Origin of the sequence: Serratia fonticola (assembly GCF_001006005.1) — a bacterium.
GTDB classification, from domain to species: domain Bacteria; phylum Pseudomonadota; class Gammaproteobacteria; order Enterobacterales; family Enterobacteriaceae; genus Chania; species Chania fonticola.
Window position 1 is genome coordinate 4,899,078 of the sequence record NZ_CP011254.1, and the last position, 20,016, is coordinate 4,919,093.

Sequence of the window (20,016 nt, forward strand, 5' to 3'; positions counted from 1 at the left end):
GGCAGTTATACTCCTGTTTCCACGCCAAAATGTTGCAGCAGGAAACGCTCGGCCTGTTCGTTCCACACGCCGTGGCTTTCAGCCACCAGTTCCGCCAGGCGGGCATAGAATGGGTCTGTTTTCCCGAGTTCTGGGAAGTCGGCAATTGCGGTTAACGGCATGGTGGCAAAGTTATAGATCAGCTTTTTCCCGCCGGGGATCGAAGGCAGATTGATGATGGTTTCCGGCACGGCATCCAGCCCACCTATATGGGTGATCATCACCGAAGGATTAATGCGGCCTTCAGCGGTCAGTTGCAGCGCCTCCAACATATCTCCCGTCGAGCCCCCCGAAGTGCCCACGACATGTGTGGATGCATAATGCACGTTGTAAAAGTTAAACGGCACTTTGAATTCACTGTCGGTTGGGCCCGCAAAGAAATTCAGGCAACCGTCTTCAGCCAGCAGATCATCCCCCAGCATCAGCACATCGGCCACCGCGGCATAAACGAAGACATCGTCAAAGCCGTGGCCCTGCGTCAGGTCACGTAAGGCAGCCACCGGGTCGGTAACCTTGCTGCTGTTGAAATACACCAGTTCAACGCCTTTTTCACGCGCTACGCTTTCCGGCAATAGCAACCTGGCCCGCGCCAAACGCGCCTCGTCGATATCCACGACCACTACCCGCGCAGGGCGGATGTTACCGTTGATGGCATAATCGATCGCACCAATACCCATCGGCCCGGCACTGGCCAATAACGCCACGTTGCCGCCGGGTTTGATCCCCATGCGATGCTCATAGACATATTGCGTCGTATGGTAATTGGCATGGTAGGCACCTATGATGCAACACATCGGCTCTGCCAAAGAGGCCGCCGCAAAATAGCTGCCTTCATACGGTAATACACAACCTAGCTCCACAGCCTGCTGTGGAATAATCATATAGGTGGCATTGCCGCCGAAAAACTCGTAGCTATAACCCGCCGAATAACCACTCGGTAATCCCATCGCCGGTTGCAGCACAAAACGTTGCCCAGCCCGGTAGCGTTGCTGTAGGTTTTTGCCCACCTGCTCAATGATCCCGGCACATTCATGGCCAGTGATCGCCGGGTGTTCGGCAACATCATCAGGTACCCGCTTGTGGTTAGCCCCCAATTTGGCGGCCTTCCAGGTAGACAGGCACACACTGTCGGAAATGACCTTAACCAACAGTTCATCATCACCTAGTGGCGGTAATTCAAACTCACGCAGGCGAACGTCGTTTTGGCCATAAATAGCGGCGGCTTGGGTTTTCATACGGCTTCCTTTTCTGAGTGTGTGGCAACCAGTTGTTCCAACAAACGATCGAGATTGCTGTCACCGAGATAATTGCTGATCAATACTTTGGGTTTATCGCTCACCCGTTCGGCTCGCCCTTCCAGGCTAGAGTGCGTCACAATCAGGTCGGCTTCCGGCGGAATATTTTCAATGGCGTAGTGCTTCACGCTGATCGGCACCCCGGCTTTCTCCAAACGTTTACGGAAGGTGGTTGCCCCCATCGCGCTGGAACCCATGCCTGCATCACAAACAAATGCGATGTGGCGGATCGGTTGTGTTTGCCCTTTGCCCGCAGCTTTCAAGGCTTTCACCTGCCGCTGTGAGTCATCAAAACTATCTTCGGTCACCTGCTTTTTCTCGGTTTTCAGGATCAGTGCGGCAATCAGGAACGAAACCAGTGTCCCGGCGGCGACGCCCGCCAATGTACCAGCAAAGCCACCACGCGGCGTCAGAGCCAGATAGGCAAAGATTGAACCCGGGCTTGGCCCGGCAACCAAACCTGCACCCATCAGATCAAACACGTAGATCCCCGCCATGCCGCCAGCAATCATGGCAATGATCATCAGCGGCTTCATCAGCACATACGGGAAGTAGAGTTCGTGAATACCCCCGAGGAAGTGGATAATCATCGCGCCCGGTGCCGACTTTTTGCTCATACCCTGGCCAAATAGCGAAAAAGCCAGCAGGATACCAAGCCCTGGCCCAGGGTTAGAGGCCACCATAAAGAACACCGAGCGGCCGTTCACCGCCGTATCCTGCATACCCAGCGGGTAATACACCCCCTGGTCGATGGCGTTATTCAGGAATAACACCTTCGCCGGTTCGTTGATAATCGACAACAGCGGTAGGTATCCCGTGGCTACCAGAGATTCAATGCCAGCACGTACCAAATGGTTAGCCTGCTGTACCGCTGGGCCAATCACCTCGTAGGCAAACAGGCACAAGAACATGCCGACAATCCCCAGAGAGAAGTTATTGACCACCATCTCAAAGCCAGCGGGGATACGCTTATCCAGCTTGGTGTCGATATATTTGATGATCACCCCGCCCAGCGGACCCATTACCATTGCACCGATGAACATGGGAATATCAGCTCCTACAATCACGCCGATGGTGCCAATCCCCCCCATCACCGCGCCACGTTTTTCCGCGATCAGGTAGCCACCGGTGGAACCGATCATCAGCGGCAGCAAATAGGTGATCATCGGCCCGACCAGTTGCCCAAAGTGGGCGTTAGGCATCCAGCCGGTGGGAATAAACAGTGCCGTAATAAATCCCCACGCAATAAATGCGCCGATATTAGGGATTACCATAGCCGTCAGGAACCCGCCAAAAGCTTGCACTCTGGCTCGCATTGTTTTATTGGCCATTATATTGATCCTTGAGTGTGTAAAATCAGAAGCGCTGAATGATTTCTTTTATTTCTGATACTTTAGTTGCCTGAGTAAGCTGTTCAATTGCCTGGTCATCGCAGAACATTTCACTCAATAACTGGATGGCATTGATATGACTGTCGGCATCTTTCGCCGCCAGGCCAATTAACACTTTCACCTGCGGATTGTCATCATTGAAATATACCCCCTGCGGCAATACCGTTAGGGTTAATGCCGTGCCCAAAGCCCCTTCTTCCGGACGTGCATGGGGCATAGCCACTTCCGGCGTAAGAATATAATATGCGCCATTATTTTGCGTGCTGTGTTTTATAGCCGCCACATAGCGTGGCTCAACGATATTATTTTGCAGCAGACAGCTCATCGATAAATCAATAGCCTGCTGCCAGTCGCAATCATGCTGGTGAACGGTAAATGCATTTTCCGGGAAGTAATCTATCAATCCATTCATGTGTTTTTCCTATCGTTATTCCAAGAGGATTGGGAATTGCTTTGCAGCTTATGGAGTAATAATGGGAAACGCAATCCGATGCCATTTTGTGATTGAAATCACTTTTAATGTGAAATACATTGCAATTGAAGATCTGGTTCACAAAAAAATGATGGACATTTTTTAATTATAGATTTGTCAATATTGAAAATGTGATTCAAGTTGCATTTAATTAATTTTATAATAATCACAATATTGTGATTTAAATCACTTTAATGGTATTGCCAATCAATCAAAACAACAAAAATTACTCAACACCCCGTTCCCCACCCGCCATAAACCGCTTTGGCGTGGTGCCGGTATACTGGCGGAAAAAGGCGATAAACGCGCTGTCGCTAGAGAAGGCCAGCCGCTGCGCAACCGCACTTACGGAAGGCAATTGCGCCAGTAACTCAATGGCGTGCATCAAACGCCATTGCTGGCACCACTGCTGATAGCTCAGCCCGGTTTCCCGCAGGAAAATTCGCGTTAGCGTTTTAGGATGCAGATTGATCGCCTTCGCCAATACCACCAGCCCGGGTAGTTGATCAACGCCGTTTAAACCGTCAACCCAGGCCGCAACTCGCGGATCGCTCGGTAGCATCAAACTGGTATTTTCCTGCTCCGCCACGCTCAGTTCATTGCGCAAGACTAGTAATAAATCTTCCGCATGTGGGTTCTGCTGCGCATAGTCAAACGGCCAATGTGCGATGCGTTCTATCACCGCTGCCAGTAACGGATTGGCGGCCAACACCGCACTGTGCGGCATTGCCAGCATCGCGGCATCCGCAAAATAGAGCGATCGGTAAGCCACCTGCCCACGCAGTTGCACGCGGTGTCGCACCCCGCTCGGTATCCAGATAATGCGCGTTGGCGGCAGGATCAGCCAGCGTTCAGCTAATGTCACCGTCATACAGCCACGTGGTGCATAGAGGATCTGGGCCCGTTGATGCTGATGTTCGCCAGAATCATGATCCGCCAGCTCGGCACTAATTCCCACCACCGGAGCGGAGTAACTATCCGGATCAAACACCTGATGTTGCAGAATCAGCGCCATGCCACAGTCCTATTTTCATTGTTTTTTGTCCTGATGATTGTAATCGAACAATCACTATCTCCCTATACTGGCGATACTTTTTAGGGAGAATGTCATGTCCATCAAAAATCTACCTCTGCCACTGATCATCGTGATGATCATGGCACCACAAATCCTGGAAACGCTCTACAGCCCGGCGTTAACCGCTATCCGCTTTGATTACCAGATCGATGCCACGCAGGCCAGCCACACCCTGTCGGTCTATTTTTTCGCCTTCGCTTTCGGCGTGGCGTTTTGGGGAATGATAAGTGACCAATATGGCCGTAGAACCGCCATGCTCGCCGGTTTGGTGCTGTATACGGCCGGAGCCTTGCTGGCGTTGCTGAGCAGCTCTTTCACGTTGCTCATCGTCTCACGCGCCGTTATCGCCTTTGGTGCCGCCGTTGGTTCTGTGGTGACGCAGACCATGCTGCGCGATGTCTATCAGGGGCAGGCGTTAGGAAAGATGTTTGCGATAATTGGCATGGCATTGTCGATAAGCCCGGTGTTGGGTATGTTTAGCGGCGGAATGCTGGTGTTTTGGGGCGGTCGCATGGCCATTTTCTCCGCGCAAGCAGGATTGGCGCTGTTGCTGCTGATCTGGTGTTGGCGAGCGCTGCCAGAAACCCGCCAGCAAACCGCCGGTATCGCTTTACTCCCCTGTTTGCAGGAGATGCTGCGCGATAGGCAAATCTGGTGCTCGGCGTTGCTGGTTGCCAGTTTTAACATCATGGCGTTCAGCTACTTCAGTCTGGCCCCGTTTATTTTTGAGACCTTGGGGCTGACCAGCGAGCAGTTTGGTTATTCGGGGATTGTTTTGGCCTTTGGCAGCCTGTGCGGCGCAGCAGCAAACCGCTACCTTCTGCAAAAAGGATTATGCGCTTACCGACAGATCCAAATTGCCAGTCTGTTAGCCCTGTTGGCCGCTGTTGCTGCATGGTATTGGCAGGCAAGTCTGATGATCCTGCTGCCCTGTATGATGGTGACCGTGGCCTTTGGCTTGGCCATTCCCAATATTCTCAGCCAGGCGCTAAAGCATTACCGCAACCGGCTGGGTGCTGCCGGTGCGATATTGGGGTTACTCTATTATCTGCTGATCGCTGGCGGCCTGGCACTGGCCGCCATGGGCCAGCACCTGCCGTTAACGCTGCTGGGATGTAGCTTGTTAAGCCTCGCCTGTTCAGCAAGGCTTAAAGGTTACGCAGAAAGCTGATCGATAGTCTGCAAGATACGCTTCTCAGAAATCGGGTAAGGCGTACCCAACTGCTGCGCGAACAGGCTGACGCGCAACTCCTCGATCATCCAGCGTACCCCCTTCACCTCTTCATCCTGCTGGCGTTTTGGCGGCAGCTTGTTCAGCCACTGCTGCCACGCCTGTTGGACCTGCTCCACCCGGATCATCTGAGCGCGATCGCGGTGCGGATCGATCGCCAGTTTCTCCAGGCGGCGCTCAATCGCTTGCAGATAACGCAAGGTGTCCGGCAGGCGGCTCCAACCATTATTGGTGACAAAGCCACGGTAAACCAGGCCATTAAGCTGGGCCTTGATGTCGGACAGCGCCAACGCCAACGAGATATCAACGCGCCCTTTCAGGCGCTTGTTGATATTGAACACCGTCGTCAGGATCTGTTCCACCTGTTTGGCCACGCCTACCACGGTTTCATTCAGCTCGGCCCGTACCAACTCTTGCAGCCGGGCAAAGTTCTCTTCCGCCCACACCGGCCCGCCGTGTTCGGCAATCAGCTTGTCGATGCCGCAGGAGATACAGTCGTCGATCAGATCCAATACCTTGCCATACGGGTTAAAATACAGCCCAAGCTTGGCCTTGTTCGGCAACTTCTCATGCAGATATTTGATCGGCGAAGGGATGTTCAACAGCAACAAACGGCGCGTACCTTGCCACATGGCCTGCTGCTGCTCCTGTTCGCTGTCAAACAGGCGGATGGCTACGCTGTCTTTTTCGTCCACCAGCGCCGGGTAAGCCTTGACCGAGTAACCGCCACGCTTCTGCTCATAAAACTCAGGCAGTTTGCCAAAGCTCCAGATATGCAGATTGCTCTGTTCCAGGCCATCATCAGCCACGGCCGACAGCGTCTCTTGCACCTTATCTTTGAGCTGGGCCCGCAACGCGGCCAGATCTTTGCCTTCGCGCAGGGTTTTGTGTTTCTCACCCACCACGCGGAAGGTCATTTTCAGATGATCGGGCACCTGATCCCACTGCCAATCCTCACGTGACACCGTCACGCCGGTCATGCGACGTAGCTCGCGTTCCAGCGAATCCAGCAGCGGCATTTCCAACGGCGTTGCCCGGCCAAGGAAAGCTTCAGCGTAGTTCGGTGCTGGCACAAAATTGCGGCGCATCGGCTTAGGCAACGATTTGATCAGCGCGATCACCAGTTCACGGCGGATACCGGGGATTTGCCACTCAAAACCGGCCTCTTCCACCTGATTGAGGATCGGTAACGGGATGTGCACTGTCACGCCATCGGCGTCGGTACCCGGCTCAAACTGGTAAGTCAGACGCAACTTGAGGTTGCCCTGATACCAGTAGTTCGGATAATCCAGCGCGCTGACCTTATTGGCTCCGTCCTTGATCAACATCTCTTTTTCGAAGTTGAGCAGCTCAGCGTTCTGCTTCCCGGCGGTTTTCCACCACTGGTCAAAATGACGCCCGGACACCACGTCGCTCGGAATACGCTGATCGTAGAAACTGAACAGCGTCTCGTCATCCACCAGAATGTCGCGGCGGCGCGATTTGTGTTCCAGCTCTTCTACTTCGGCACGCAGCTTCAGGTTGGCGGCGAAGAACGGGTGCCGCGTTTGCCAGTCACCTTCCACCAGCGCATGGCGGATAAACAGTTCACGGCACAGCAGCGGATCGATGGTGCTGTAATTCACCGGGCGAGCTGCGACGATCGGCAACCCAAACAGAGTGACCTTTTCGCTGGCCATCACCGCGCCCTGGGATTTGGACCAGTGCGGTTCGCTGTAATGATGCTTGACCAGGTGCTGAGCCATCGGCTCAATCCATTCTGGTTCGATACGCGCGGCTATACGGCCCCACAGGCGGCTGGTTTCCACCAGTTCTGCCACCATCGTCCATTTCGGCGGCTTCTTGAACAGCCCGGAACCAGGGAAGATGGAGAAACGGGCGTTGCGCGCACCGGTAAACTCTTGCTTATCCGCATCCTTCTGGCCAATGTGCGAAAGCAGGCCGCTCAGCAGCGCGGTATGCACGCTGCGATAATCCGAAGGCACGCTGTTGACCGGCAGGCCCAGCTCTTTCACTACCTGGCGCAGTTGGGTGTAGATATCCTGCCATTCACGTACCCGCAGATAGTTGAGGAAATCGTTGCGGCACAGGCGGCGGAACTGGCTGGAAGAGTTTTCCTTCTGCTGCTCTTTCAGGTAATCCCACAGGTTGACGAACGCCATAAAATCGGAGTCTTTGTCGGCGAAGCGGCGGTGTTTTTCATCGGAGGCCTGTTGCTTATCCATTGGCCGCTCACGCGGATCCTGGATCGACAACGCCGAGGTGATGATCATCATCTCACGCACGCTGCCACTCTTCTGGGCTTCCAACACCATTCGCGCCAAGCGTGGGTCGATCGGCAACTGCGCCAACTGACGGCCCTGTGGGGTCAGTTGATAGTGGCCGTTTTCCGCAGTTTTGATCGCCCCCAACTCTTCCAACAGGCGCACGCCGTCCTGAATATTGCGGTTATCAGGTGCTTCGACAAACGGGAAGGCGGCAATATCGCCCAATCCCAGCGAGGTCATCTGCAAAATGACCGAGGCCAGGTTGGTTCGCAGAATTTCCGGGTCGGTAAACGCCGGGCGAGACAGGAAATCCTGCTCCGAGAACAGGCGGATACAGATACCGTCCGAAACACGCCCACAGCGGCCCTTACGCTGGTTAGCAGAAGCCTGCGAAACCGGTTCGATCGGCAAACGCTGCACTTTGGTACGGAAACTGTAGCGGCTGATACGCGCCGTACCTGGGTCGATAACGTATTTAATACCCGGCACGGTCAGCGAGGTTTCTGCCACGTTGGTCGCCAGCACGATGCGGCGGCCGTGGTGCGACTGGAACACCCGATTCTGTTCACTGTTGGACAGGCGGGCATACAGCGGCAGCACCTCGGTGTGCGGCAGGTTGAGCTTGGTCAGCGCATCGGCGGTGTCACGGATTTCACGCTCACCGCTCATAAAGATCAGGATATCGCCAGGCCCTTCACGCCCCAATTCGTCTACCGCGTCGAAGATGGCCTGAAGCTGATCGCGTTCGGTATCGTCGGCGTCGTCTACCACCGGCCGATAACGCACCTCCACGGGATAGGTACGGCCAGAAACCTCAATGATCGGCGCATTGTTGAAGTGGCGAGAAAAGCGCTGCGGATCGATGGTGGCCGAAGTGATAATCACCTTCAGATCCGGGCGTTTTGGCAACAGCTCCCGCAGGTAACCCAGGATGAAATCGATGTTCAGACTGCGCTCGTGCGCCTCATCGATGATCAAGGTGTCGTACTGCATCAGCAGGCGATCCTGCTGTATTTCGGCCAGCAAGATCCCGTCGGTCATCAGTTTGACCAGGGTATTTTCACCTACCTGATCGTTGAAGCGCACCTTGTAGCCGACGCTGCCACCCAGCGGGGTTTCCAGCTCATCGGCAATGCGGTTGGCAACGGTGCGTGCAGCCAGGCGGCGCGGTTGCGTGTGGCCAATCAGGCCTTTGACGCCGCGCCCTAACTCCAGGCAGATTTTCGGTAGCTGCGTGGTCTTGCCGGAGCCGGTTTCACCCGCCACGATCACCACTTGATGATCGCGGATGGCGGCAAGAATGTCCTGCTTCTTCTGGCTGACAGGCAGGCTTTCAGGGTAAGTGATTTTCGGGCACGAGGCCGCGCGGGAGCGCACCTTCTGCAAGGCTTGCTCGATATCACCCGCTATTTCTGTGGCAACCGCCTGTTGAGCTTCGGGGCTTTTGACTTTGCGCGCACCTTGCAACCGGCGTTGCAGGCGCTGCTGATCACGGAGCATCAAGTCACCCAGTTGGGATGACAATGCCGCGAGCGTAGATTTCACGTTCGGTGTTCCTTGTTTCTTCGCAGCTACTGGTTAACGTCAGGGACTAGGTTTGATGTTATAGCTGACGTGTCGGTGCCAATAACTGCGTTTATTAAATTAGGTTTATCGATTTTTTGACTTAGCGCAGCAGGATACCACAATGGCATTTCTCCCCATAATCCATCCGTTTAGCCTGGATTTTCTTGTTCAATAAAATCGAACGTAGATCTCGAAATATTCCGCTATCCCTGTTGGAACAATGTGAATAGAGTGTACCTCATGCAACGGGCAACCAGCCCTGATGTCACAGTCAACATGAAAGGAATTTTCGATGAGCAAAGTATTGGTTCTAAAATCCAGCATCCTGGCAACTTATTCTCAATCTAACCAACTGGCTGATTTCTTCGTTGAGCAGTGGGCCAATACTCACAGCAACGATACCATCACCGTACGTGACCTGGCTGCACAACCGATCCCTGTGCTGGATGGCGAACTGGTTGGCGCAATGCGCCCTTCAGATGCCCCGCTGACCCCACGCCAGAAAGAAGCACTGGCCCTGTCAGACGAACTGATTGCCGAGCTGCAAGCCAACGATACTATCGTTATCGCCGCGCCGATGTACAACTTCAACATCCCAACTCAGTTGAAGAATTATTTTGACCTGATTGCCCGTGCCGGCGTCACCTTCCGTTACACCGAGAACGGCCCGGAAGGCTTGGTGAAAAACAAACGCGCCATCATTCTGACCAGCCGTGGCGGCATCCATAAAGGCACCCCAACCGACCTGGTAGAACCTTACCTGCGTCTGTTCCTGGGCTTTATCGGTATTACCGAGGTTGAGTTCGTCTTTGCCGAAGGGATTGCCTACGGTCCAGACGTTGCGACCAAAGCCCAGGCCGATGCCAAAGCGTTACTGGCCGAAGTGATCGCCGCTTAAATAGCGATACCAGGGCGCAAAGATTGCGCTCTGGGAAGTGAAACACACCTGCAAAATCCGTTTTACCCTCAGAACAATAAGTCGTTTAAATTCCGTTGCGCGCCTAAGGCGCGCTTTTTTATTTCTGCAACCACTGACCGTTAATGCCACGGACATATTCCCCTGCTGGCGCTCGTGTCACCAGCTTCTGCCCGGCCATCCGCGCGACTTCATCGATGGCGATATGATTGCTGGCGGCCACCTGCTGATATTTCTCGGCGCGCCCGGCATTGATTTTTTTCACCAACGCCTGAGTCTCCGCGTCCTGCTTCACCGGAGCGATATAACCACTGAGCGTTTCGCCCACCCGCCCCTGCTGCTTGGCCTCATCCAGCGTCAACGCCTGAGCCATCCCGCTGAATAACCAACCGGCGGCAATCAACCACAGATAATGCTTTTTCATGCTGGCTCCTAGAACAGACCGCTTTGGTCTTTCAGCAGGTTCTCAACGTCCTTATCCACTTTGATATGGATCTCATGCTCAATTTTGACGTTCATATTGATGGTGATGGGATCTTTAGGCGTCGCCACCTCAATGCGCGGTACACAACCGCTCAGCAAGGATGCGCCCAACACGGCTGCCAGCAATGGCCCTGTCGCGTTCTTCATTGTTGTTCCTCGGGTTTAGAGAGCGCCTGCTCCAGCCACTCTTGTAAATTGTCGCCAAAGCGCAGGCTGCGCCACAGCTGAAACACGTTTTCCTGATGGCTATAGTTAAGGATAACCTCACGCTTGGCATTTTTCTGCGGATTTACGCCATCGATATGCGCCTTTAGCGTCAGTTCGCCCAGGTTATCGAGATCGACCCGCGCCTTTGAGCGGTTGATCTCCATGTAGCGTAGCCAGTCGATGGCAGCACCGGTGGCCAGGTTATTGCTGCCAATGGCATCGGCCATATCTTTATCCAGCCGCAACGTCATGACCCCCGCATTGGCGATCCAGCCATTTTTCACCAGCCATTTGGGGTGGTTGAGGAACAGAGGTAACTCACCGTTGATGCGGCCAGACATGGCGAACTGCTTTGGCTTGAGCGCGGTAAACAGCGCGCTGAGGTCGATTTGATCCAGTTTGAGCACCGCCGCATCATGCTGCGGCATACGTAATGCCGAAAGGCTGATATGACCGTTGAGCATATCTACACCGATATTGCTCAACGTCAACGGATACGCCTCGCTGTACGGATAGGTGCCTTGCAGATCGGCGGTAATATTCTGCATCTCAAACAGCGTCTTGATGGATTTGATGCGCAGCATGATCGGCCTTTTGGCCCCAAGCTGCCACAGGTGGTTCTTAAACCGATAGGGCAAGACAAAATCCAGCCCGCTCAATTCGCCGTCTTGCAGCCACATGCCACCGTTGCGTACCACCCAGTGGCCACCAGCTTCAAACCCCTGCACTCGTGCCGCCGAGAATGCCGACTGTGCATAGAACTCACCCGCGCGCAGTTTGATGTTCAGATCGGGTGAAATCAGCGGTTGGAATACCGTTAACGACTGTTTTGGCCACCAGCCTTCCCCGCGCAGACGCTCGCCATCCCAGCGGCCACGCAACTTGATTGGCCCAATCTGCTCGGCCTGCAACGCGCCTTGCCATTGAAAACTGTCTGGCCCCGTACCTTGCAACTGCAAATCCAGCACCGAAGCTGGCAAATAACTGCCTGCACCAAAACTGGTTTTGTCAGCCACCAGTTGCACACCGCCGGTAAGGCTCGGTGCTTTGACATCCCGCTGCCACTGGATCGGCTGGCTTAGCGTCATGCGCGGCGTCGCGACCGTGACCATGCCGTATTTCAACCGATCAAAACCGGTAGAAAGACGATCCAGGGTGATGCTGGTGTCCTGCCAACGCCCACTGCCTGCGACATCCCATGCAGCTTGTAGCGGTGGTAACTTGCCGTTACCCCAAGAACGCCATTGCCACTGACCATGGTCTGGCCAGAAATCTTGTGCCTGACCGTCCAGATGCAGCTTGAAGCGCCCCCAGTAACTTTCGCTGGCGCTGATAATCGCCTGCAAACGGCCAGTGATCCCAAGAGCGGTGACTTTTACCCCAGCCAGCGGCAGCCGAGCCTCTTCCAGCTTCATATCCGGTGCCGGGCTGCCCCAGGCGCGCAGTAATGATCCCGGCTGTAGCACCAGCGTTGGGTTAAGGATCGAGCCGCTGATAATGCCGGGGATTGACGCCGTAAGCGAGAGATTGGCCAGGTTTGCCTGCCCGGTAAGCTGGAATCCCAGATCGCTGTTGGTCAGGCTCAGGCTACCCGGCCCCAACGTCAGCACCGCGTTGCCCTTGCCGTTGTGCCCGGCGGTGATCACGTTCAAACGTGCGGTAATTTGGGTTTCGTCAAACCCCCGGCTCCAGTCATGCAACGCCACATTCAATCCACCACTGAGCGGTTGCTCCAGGTAAGGCCAGCGCCATTCCCCTTTTTCGATGCTGATCTGTTTTGGCGTTAATGCCCAGGGGAGCGTAGCCAACGGTTGGTCGCTGCCCTTTTCCGTCAGGGTCAACACCCCCTGCTGCTGTTGCCAATGCAAATCCAGCAACAAGGGTTTTTCCAGATAGGCAGTTTGTATTTCACCTTGCAACGCCCCTTGGGTTGGTAAACTGTCCATATCCAGCGGTATGGTGACTTTGCCTGTCAGTTGCACAGGAACCGTGCTGTTGGGTGGCGTGATGCTAAGCTTGCTTAACGTCAGTTGCTGATGTTCATCCAACTGCGCCTCGGCGGTGACGTTCTTGCCTTGATAATGCAGCCGTTGGCCAGTGGCCACAGACGACAGCTGCAGTTTACCGGCATAGGCTTGCCATGGGGTAAGCGTGAGAAGATTGATGTTCAGGTCAAACGGCGGCAGCATCGCTTGCAGTTGGTCTAGCGCCAATGGCGTGCTGTCCCCCTCGGAGGCGGGCAATTTTGACAGGCAGGCGGTATCTACGTCCGCTCGTTCACCCTTTAAATGCCAACTTCCCATTTGGTAGGCGAGTTGCAGTTCACTGACATTGGCGATGGCGCAGTCTTGGGCGCTGAACTTCAGCCCATCAAGATGCAAAGCCCCCTGCTGCCAACGCAAGGGCCCTTGCAAAACCAGCTGGCTACCCTGCGGTAACCAAGGCGCTATCGCACGCGGCAACCAACGAGGTAGGGTTTGCCACAGCGCGATGATCAACAGGATGATGCCCGCCACGATCGCTACGAATACTTTTAATCTCTTGGTCATTAAGCGCAGGTTTAGTTCCTGATAAACATCGATTAGCCAGGTGCAATGATGACACGGATCCCCTGGCAGGTGAAGGTGAACCCATCTCATCATTTATAGAGCAGGTTTCGCAATTTTGATATTTACCCAGTGAATATAGAAAATGGCTAATACACTGATTATCTGCATAAAACCCTAAAAGACCTGCGCCGCCACAGGGTGCTAAACCATTGTCGTATTTGGCAAAATATGTTAATTTGATCACATAATCACGCGGGAGAAACCACGATGAAAATGGCGATTTACAGCACCAAACAGTATGACCGTAAGTATCTTGAATTGGTAAATCAGCAGTTTGGTTATGAGCTGGAGTTTTTCGACTTTCTGCTAAGCAAGAAAACCGCCAAAACGGCCATCGGCTGTAAGGCCGTGTGCATCTTCGTCAATGACGACGGTAGCCGGGAAGTGCTGGAAGAGCTGGCTGCGCTTGGGGTCGAGATCCTCGCCCTGCGTTGTGCCGGGTTCAATAACGTCGATCTGGATGCGGCGAAAGAGCTGGGTATCAAGGTGGTGCGCGTTCCGGCTTATTCACCTGAAGCCGTAGCCGAACACGCCGTGGGCATGATGATGTGCCTGAACCGCCGCATTCATCGTGCTTATCAGCGCACCCGCGATGCCAACTTCTCGCTGGAAGGACTGATCGGCTTCAATATGCATAACCGCACCGCCGGGGTGATTGGCACCGGTAAGATCGGCGTAGCCACCATGCGTATTCTGAAAGGCTTTGGCATGAAGCTCTTGGCCTACGACCCCTACCCAAGCGCGCAGGCGTTAGAACTGGGTGCCGAATATGTCGATCTTAAAACGCTGTATGCCCAGGCGGACGTGATCACCCTGCACTGTCCGTTAACGCCGGAAAACCATCACCTGCTGAATGCGGACGCGTTTTCCATGATGAAGGACGGCGTGATGGTGATTAACACCAGCCGCGGTGCCTTGATCGACTCCTCCGCCGCCATCGATGCCCTCAAACAGCAAAAGATTGGTGCGCTGGGGATGGACGTATACGAGAACGAACGCGACCTGTTCTTTGAAGACAAATCCAACGATGTGATCCAGGACGACGTTTTCCGCCGCCTGTCCGCCTGCCATAACGTGTTGTTTACCGGCCACCAGGCGTTCCTGACGGAAGAGGCGTTGACCAGTATCTCGCAAACCACGTTGAAAAATATTGAACAGCTTGCACGGGGTGAAGCCTGCCCCAATCAGCTTAATGCCTGATGCTTTGGGCGTACTTTACGTCCCTAACTCTCTCAACCTTTTGTAGGGGCGCACATGCTGCGCCCGTTTATCTTCTGGAAACAATAATGAAAAAACTGATCCCTTTAGCAATGGCCTGTGCGCTATTGGCTGGTTGTGGTTCCGCGCAAACCAAACAACAAACCGTAGTAGAAAGCGATTTGCTGCATCATAACTTTGTGTTGCAAAGCGTGGATGGTGTGGCGGTTGAGGCGAAACAAGGCAGCGGCCCGAGCATTGAGTTCGGCGAGAAAATGAATATTTCCGGGTCTATGTGCAACCGTTTCTTCGGCCAGGGCCAGTTAGAGAACGGCGTGCTAACGGTGAAAAACCTCGCCACTACCCGCATGATGTGCGCGGATCCACAACGTAACCAATGGGATCAAACCATCGGGACGCTGCTGGCTAACGGTGCAAAAGTCTCACTCAATGGCCAACAGCTGACCCTGAGCGGCAGCGATCACCAACTGGTGTATACCCTGAAAGACTGGGTTAACTAATTATCCCCCCTCACCCCAACCCTCTCCCACAGGGAGAGGGAGCTGGTACGGTGATGTAGGTAACAATGGTTGCCAACCTGTAGCAACCTTACGTCCGGGATAAAATGGCCTTACCGGGCACAGGCTCCACCGCCCAGCGCCGACTCTTCGCACTGTTTGCCGTTCGGCATCTGACACATTCTGAGCGTATCGCCGTTGAGCGAATGAGCAATGGTGGTTACTCCGCCCACGCTGGCACAGCTTTCGCTGGTAGGTATCGCACCAATATTGGCACTGGTGGCGATCTGCTGTGGTTCTTGGTTGTTATTACTGCTGCAGGCAGCCAAAGAGAGTATGGCGCCGGCAAGCAGCCATTTTGCTGAGATCATTATTCGTACCCCTGAACCGAAACGATGCTGTGTAATTTTGCCATTGCTGATAACCCGAGCCACTGGAACGATGGGCCCGTTTGGTTATCTTTGATGTCCACCCGTTGAGCTTCAAGTTGCCGCCTATTCATCTCATCAACAAGCGGCAACCGGAAAGACAACTTTAGTAATCTAGCTTGTTAGCTTAATAATAGAAATATGATTAGCCATTAATTTGGCTTTTTTTTGACCTGAAAGCATTTTAGCTCCCGATCAGTGCCCTGCCGACTTGGAGAGCAGATTGATCACCAGCACCCCGGCAATAATCAGCCCCATACCAACCACCGCAGGCAAATCCAGCTTCTGCTGGTAAATAAACACCGCGGCAATAGACACCAGCACGATCCCCAATCCGGACCAGATGGCATAGACAATCCCCAGCGGCATGGTTTTTACCACCATCGAAAGCCCCCAAAATGCTACCGCGTAACCCAACACGACAAACACCGATGGCCACAAGCGGGTAAACCCTTCAGAGGCTTTCAGCAAGGTGGTGGCGATCACTTCGGCGATAATCGCCATAGCTAAATAGATAAATGCGGTCATTTTCAACTTCTTCTTTCTGTTTCGCGTCACATCAATATGAAACGCGGAGATTAAATTAGCGTTACATCGCGGCAACGCTTTACCATTACGCTGCAAATAGTAATTATTTTTTAACGAAATATCACCTTACATCCGGATTTTGTGCGTCACACAAATGCGATAAAGCACAAATAACCCCCTCTGTTAGACTTTACTGATGATTATAAGAAGCTGACTTTTGCAGCTTTGTGAGCACAGAAAGGTACTGCAGATGATTACTACAGATGGTAATAACGCTGTCGCTTCCGTGGCTTATCGCACCAGTGAAGTGATTGCCATTTACCCAATTACCCCGAGTTCGACCATGGCGGAACAAACCGCTGCCTGGTCCAGTGACGGCAGGAAAAACATTTGGGGCGACGTACCCAACGTGGTGGAGATGCAGTCCGAAGGCGGAGCTATTGCTACCGTGCACGGCGCGTTGCAAACCGGCGCGCTTTCCACCTCCTTCACCTCGTCCCAGGGATTGTTGTTGATGATCCCTTCGCTGTATAAGCTGGCCGGGGAGCTGACGCCATTCGTCCTCCACGTTGCCGCTCGCACCGTCGCAACCCATGCATTATCCATCTTTGGCGATCACTCCGACGTGATGGCCGTACGCCAGACCGGTTGCGCCATGCTGTGCGCCAGCAACGTGCAAGAAGCGCAGGATTTCGCGTTGATCGCCCAGACGGCCACGCTAAACAGCCGCCTGCCGTTCATTCATTTCTTCGATGGTTTCCGCACCTCGCATGAAATCAACAAGATCGCCCCGCTGAGCGACGAAACGCTACAGCAGATGATGCCGCAGGACGCCATCGACGCCCACCGTAGCCGGGCTCTCTCACCGGATCATCCCGTCATACGCGGTACGTCAGCCAACCCGGATACCTACTTCCAATCGCGGGAAGCGACCAATCCGTGGTACGACAATACTTACCAGCATGTGCAGCAGGCGATGGACAAGTTTGCTGCCATCACCGGCCGCAGCTATCAGCCATTTGAGTATTACGGCCACCCGCAGGCCGAACGCGTGGTGATCCTGATGGGGTCCGCTATCGGCACCTGTGAAGAAGCGATCGACCACCTGCTGACGCGCGGTGAAAAAGTGGGCGTCCTTAAAGTCCGACTTTATCGTCCCTTCTCCGCCAAACATCTGCTCGCCGTACTGCCGGAAAGCGCACAAAAAATTGCGGTGCTTGACCGCACCAAAGAGCCGGGTGCTCTGGCCGAGCCTTTATACCTGGATGTGATGACCGCGCTGGCAGAAGGCTTTAGCCGTGGCGAACGCACCAGCATGCCGATGGTGATTGGCGGGCGCTATGGGCTGTCTTCCAAGGAGTTTGGCCCGGACTGTGCGCTGGCCATTTTCCGCGAGTTGATGCTGGATAAGCCCCGCCCACGCTTTACCGTGGGTATTTTCGACGATATTACCGGTCTTTCACTACCGCTCCACGAAGAAACCCTACCTCAGCGGGCTTCGCTGGAGGCATTATTTTACGGTTTGGGCAGCGATGGTTCAGTCTCTGCCACCAAGAACAACATCAAAATCATCGGTAACAGCACGCCGATGTTTGCTCAAGGCTACTTTGTCTACGACTCGAAAAAGGCCGGCGGCCTGACTGTGTCACACCTGCGGGTTAGCGATAAGCCGATCAATTCGGCGTACCTTATCGACCGCGCCGACTTTGTCGGTTGCCACCAGTGGCAGTTTATCGACAAGTATCAAATGGTGGAGCGGCTAAAACCTGGCGGCATTTTCCTGCTCAACACCCCTTATAGCGCGGATGAAGTCTGGTCACGCCTGCCGCAGGAGGTCCAGGCGATCCTACATCAGCGCCAGGCAAAACTGTATATCATCAACGCGGCCAAGCTGGCGCGCGAATGTCATTTGGGTGCCCGTATCAATACCGTGATGCAGATGGCCTTCTTCCATCTGACCAAGATCCTGCCGGGTGAAGTGGCGTTGCAGGAGCTACAGGGAGCAATTGCCCGCAGCTACAGCAACAAGGGCCAAGAGGTGGTCGAACGTAACTGGCAGGCCTTGGGTGCCACGTTGAGTGAGCTGACGGAAATCCCGCTGCGCCCACTCGACAGCAACAGCCCGATACGTCCACCGGTGGTTTCCGACGCCGCACCGTATTTTGTCAAAACCGTTACCGCCGTGATGCTGGCCGGGCTGGGCGATACCCTGCCGGTTTCTGCATTCCCACCGGACGGCACCTGGCCTGTGGGCACCACCCAATGGGAAAAACGCAATATCGCCGAGGAAGTACCGATCTGGCAGCCGGACCTGTGTACTCAGTGCAACCACTGCGTCGCCGCCTGTCCGCATTCAGCCATTCGTGCCAAGGTGGTTCCGCCAGAAGCCATGGAGTACGCCCCTGCCACGCTGCAATCGCTGGATGTAAAATCCCGTGATATGCGCGGCCAGAAATACGTATTGCAGGTCGCCCCAGAGGACTGTACCGGCTGTAACCTGTGCGTAGAGGTTTGCCCGGCGAAAGATCGCCAGAACCCGGAAATCAAGGCGATCAATATGGCATCCCGCCTCGATCATCTGGCAGAGGAAAAGGCCCATTACGACTTCTTCCTGCAATTACCAGAGATCGACGCTTCGCAGTTGGAACGCATCGATATCCGCACCTCGCAGCTGATCTCTCCGCTGTTTGAATATTCGGGTGCCTGTTCCGGCTGTGGCGAAACGCCGTATATCAAGCTGCTGACCCAGCTGTATGGAGACCGGTTGCTGATCGCCAACGCCACCGGCTGTTCTTCGATCTATGGCGGTAACCTACCCACCACGCCTTACACCACCAACGCCGACGGCCGTGGACCAGCCTGGGCAAACTCGCTGTTTGAGGATAATGCCGAATTTGGTCTGGGCTTCCGCCTGACGGTGGATCAGCACCGCCGCCGCGTATTGCGTCTGCTCGACACGTTGGCACCGCAATTACCTGCCCAGTTGGTAGCCTCATTGCAGGCAGAAGAGATCGCCACCGGCCCGCGCCGCCAGCAGATCGCCGAATTACGTAGCCTGTTGGCTAACGTGGCAGGTAACGACGCCCGTCAGCTAGCTACCGATGCCGACTATCTGGTAGATAAGTCTATCTGGCTGATCGGCGGTGACGGCTGGGCCTACGATATCGGCTTCGGCGGTCTGGATCATGTGCTGAGCCTGACGGAAAACGTCAACGTGCTGGTGCTGGATACGCAGTGCTACTCCAATACCGGCGGGCAGCAATCCAAGGCCACTCCGCTAGGGGCCGTGACCAAGTTTGGTGAGCACGGCAAACGCAAGGCCCGTAAAGATCTTGGCGTCAGCATGATGATGTACGGCCATGTGTATGTTGCGCAGATCTCGTTGGGCGCGCAGCTTAACCAGACGGTGAAAGCGATTCAGGAGGCAGAAGCCTACCCTGGCCCTTCCCTGATCATCGCCTACAGCCCTTGTGAGGAACACGGTTACGATCTGGCGCTCAGCCACGACCAGATGCGGCAGCTAACCGCGACCGGCTTCTGGCCGCTGTATCGCTTCGATCCGCGTCGTACTGCGGAAGGCAAAGCCGCGTTGGCGCTGGACTCCCGGCCACCGAACAGTGAGCTGACGGCGACCTTGAACAAGGAACAGCGTTTCCGCCGCCTTAATACGCAGCAGCCTGAGGTTGCCGCCGCGTTGTATGAAGCAGCAGAAAAAGAGCTGAAAGAGAAATACGATTTCCTTAGCTTGCTGGCTGGAAAGTCAGAGAAGGCAGCTTCGGAGTAACTCTGTTGAG

15 protein-coding genes are annotated in these 20,016 nt (G+C 54.5%); 5 read left to right on the top strand and 10 right to left on the bottom strand.

Features of this window, described 5'->3' with window-relative positions; genetic code table 11:
• Window positions 1–5 precede the first annotated feature (5 nt).
• From WN53_RS21690 to WN53_RS21705, 4 genes are all read right to left on the bottom strand, one after another.
• Window positions 6–1,274, bottom strand: a complete 1,269-nt coding sequence (locus WN53_RS21690) for a zinc-binding dehydrogenase (RefSeq protein ID WP_024486534.1) — start codon at window positions 1,272–1,274, stop codon at window positions 6–8.
• Window positions 1,271–2,665 carry a PTS mannitol transporter subunit IIBC gene (locus tag WN53_RS21695; protein ID WP_024486535.1) on the bottom strand — a complete coding sequence of 465 codons (1,395 nt, stop codon included), beginning with the start codon at window positions 2,663–2,665 and terminating at the stop codon, window positions 1,271–1,273. Before WN53_RS21695 ends, WN53_RS21690 begins: the two co-directional genes overlap by 4 nt.
• Before the next feature lie 25 nt (window positions 2,666–2,690).
• Entirely contained in the window at window positions 2,691–3,137 is a 447-nt protein-coding gene (locus WN53_RS21700) for a PTS sugar transporter subunit IIA (RefSeq protein ID WP_024486536.1), read from the bottom strand.
• A 286-nt stretch (window positions 3,138–3,423) separates the two neighbouring features.
• Window positions 3,424–4,212 carry an AraC family transcriptional regulator gene (locus WN53_RS21705; RefSeq protein ID WP_024486537.1) on the bottom strand — a complete coding sequence of 263 codons (789 nt, stop codon included), beginning with the start codon at window positions 4,210–4,212 and terminating at the stop codon, window positions 3,424–3,426.
• Between the two features lie 94 nt (window positions 4,213–4,306).
• Here WN53_RS21705 and WN53_RS21710 point away from each other — a divergent pair, with 94 nt between their 5' ends.
• The gene (locus WN53_RS21710; RefSeq protein ID WP_024486538.1) at window positions 4,307–5,443 is read left to right on the top strand and encodes an MFS transporter; all 1,137 of its coding nucleotides are present in this window, start codon (window positions 4,307–4,309) and stop codon (window positions 5,441–5,443) included.
• Here WN53_RS21710 and hrpA read toward each other — a convergent pair.
• Window positions 5,428–9,315 (bottom strand): ATP-dependent RNA helicase HrpA, encoded by a 3,888-nt coding sequence (gene hrpA / locus WN53_RS21715; protein ID WP_071845660.1) that lies wholly within the window; start codon window positions 9,313–9,315, stop codon window positions 5,428–5,430. The two genes, WN53_RS21710 and hrpA, sit on opposite strands and share 16 nt — an antisense overlap.
• Window positions 9,316–9,628: 313 nt before the next feature.
• Here hrpA and azoR point away from each other — a divergent pair, with 313 nt between their 5' ends.
• A complete protein-coding gene (azoR, locus tag WN53_RS21720) occupies window positions 9,629–10,234 on the top strand; it encodes an FMN-dependent NADH-azoreductase (RefSeq protein WP_024486546.1) in 606 nt (201 codons plus the stop codon).
• Between the two features lie 118 nt (window positions 10,235–10,352).
• Here the strand turns inward: azoR and WN53_RS21725 are convergent, their stop codons facing one another.
• The 3 genes from WN53_RS21725 to WN53_RS21735 are packed head-to-tail and all read right to left on the bottom strand — an operon-like array spanning window position 10,353 to window position 13,491.
• The gene (locus tag WN53_RS21725) at window positions 10,353–10,676 is read right to left on the bottom strand and encodes a YdbL family probable chaperone protein (protein WP_024486547.1); all 324 of its coding nucleotides are present in this window, start codon (window positions 10,674–10,676) and stop codon (window positions 10,353–10,355) included.
• An 8-nt stretch (window positions 10,677–10,684) separates the two neighbouring features.
• Window positions 10,685–10,882 carry a YnbE family lipoprotein gene (locus WN53_RS21730; protein WP_024486548.1) on the bottom strand — a complete coding sequence of 66 codons (198 nt, stop codon included), beginning with the start codon at window positions 10,880–10,882 and terminating at the stop codon, window positions 10,685–10,687.
• Window positions 10,879–13,491: a YdbH family protein gene (locus tag WN53_RS21735; protein ID WP_024486549.1), complete on the bottom strand. Its 2,613-nt coding sequence runs from the start codon at window positions 13,489–13,491 to the stop codon at window positions 10,879–10,881. The genes WN53_RS21730 and WN53_RS21735 overlap by 4 nt, the downstream gene beginning before the upstream one ends.
• A gap of 267 nt (window positions 13,492–13,758) precedes the next feature.
• On the opposite strand from WN53_RS21735, the gene WN53_RS21740 reads away from it, so the two are divergent.
• Both WN53_RS21740 and hslJ read left to right on the top strand, forming a co-directional pair.
• Window positions 13,759–14,751, top strand: a complete 993-nt coding sequence (locus tag WN53_RS21740; RefSeq protein ID WP_024486550.1) for a 2-hydroxyacid dehydrogenase — start codon at window positions 13,759–13,761, stop codon at window positions 14,749–14,751.
• Window positions 14,752–14,837: 86 nt separating this feature from the next.
• The gene (hslJ, locus tag WN53_RS21745) at window positions 14,838–15,269 is read left to right on the top strand and encodes a heat shock protein HslJ (RefSeq protein ID WP_024486551.1); all 432 of its coding nucleotides are present in this window, start codon (window positions 14,838–14,840) and stop codon (window positions 15,267–15,269) included.
• A gap of 110 nt (window positions 15,270–15,379) precedes the next feature.
• On the opposite strand, the gene WN53_RS21750 is transcribed toward hslJ, so the two are convergent.
• Together WN53_RS21750 and WN53_RS21755 are read right to left on the bottom strand one after the other, a co-directional pair.
• Window positions 15,380–15,637, bottom strand: a complete 258-nt coding sequence (locus WN53_RS21750) for a putative hemolysin (RefSeq protein ID WP_024486552.1) — start codon at window positions 15,635–15,637, stop codon at window positions 15,380–15,382.
• A 252-nt stretch (window positions 15,638–15,889) separates the two neighbouring features.
• The gene (locus WN53_RS21755) at window positions 15,890–16,222 is read right to left on the bottom strand and encodes an SMR family transporter (RefSeq protein ID WP_021806525.1); all 333 of its coding nucleotides are present in this window, start codon (window positions 16,220–16,222) and stop codon (window positions 15,890–15,892) included.
• A gap of 250 nt (window positions 16,223–16,472) precedes the next feature.
• Here WN53_RS21755 and nifJ point away from each other — a divergent pair, with 250 nt between their 5' ends.
• Window positions 16,473–20,006, top strand: a complete 3,534-nt coding sequence (gene nifJ / locus WN53_RS21760; RefSeq protein ID WP_046808278.1) for a pyruvate:ferredoxin (flavodoxin) oxidoreductase — start codon at window positions 16,473–16,475, stop codon at window positions 20,004–20,006.
• Window positions 20,007–20,016 lie beyond the last annotated feature (10 nt).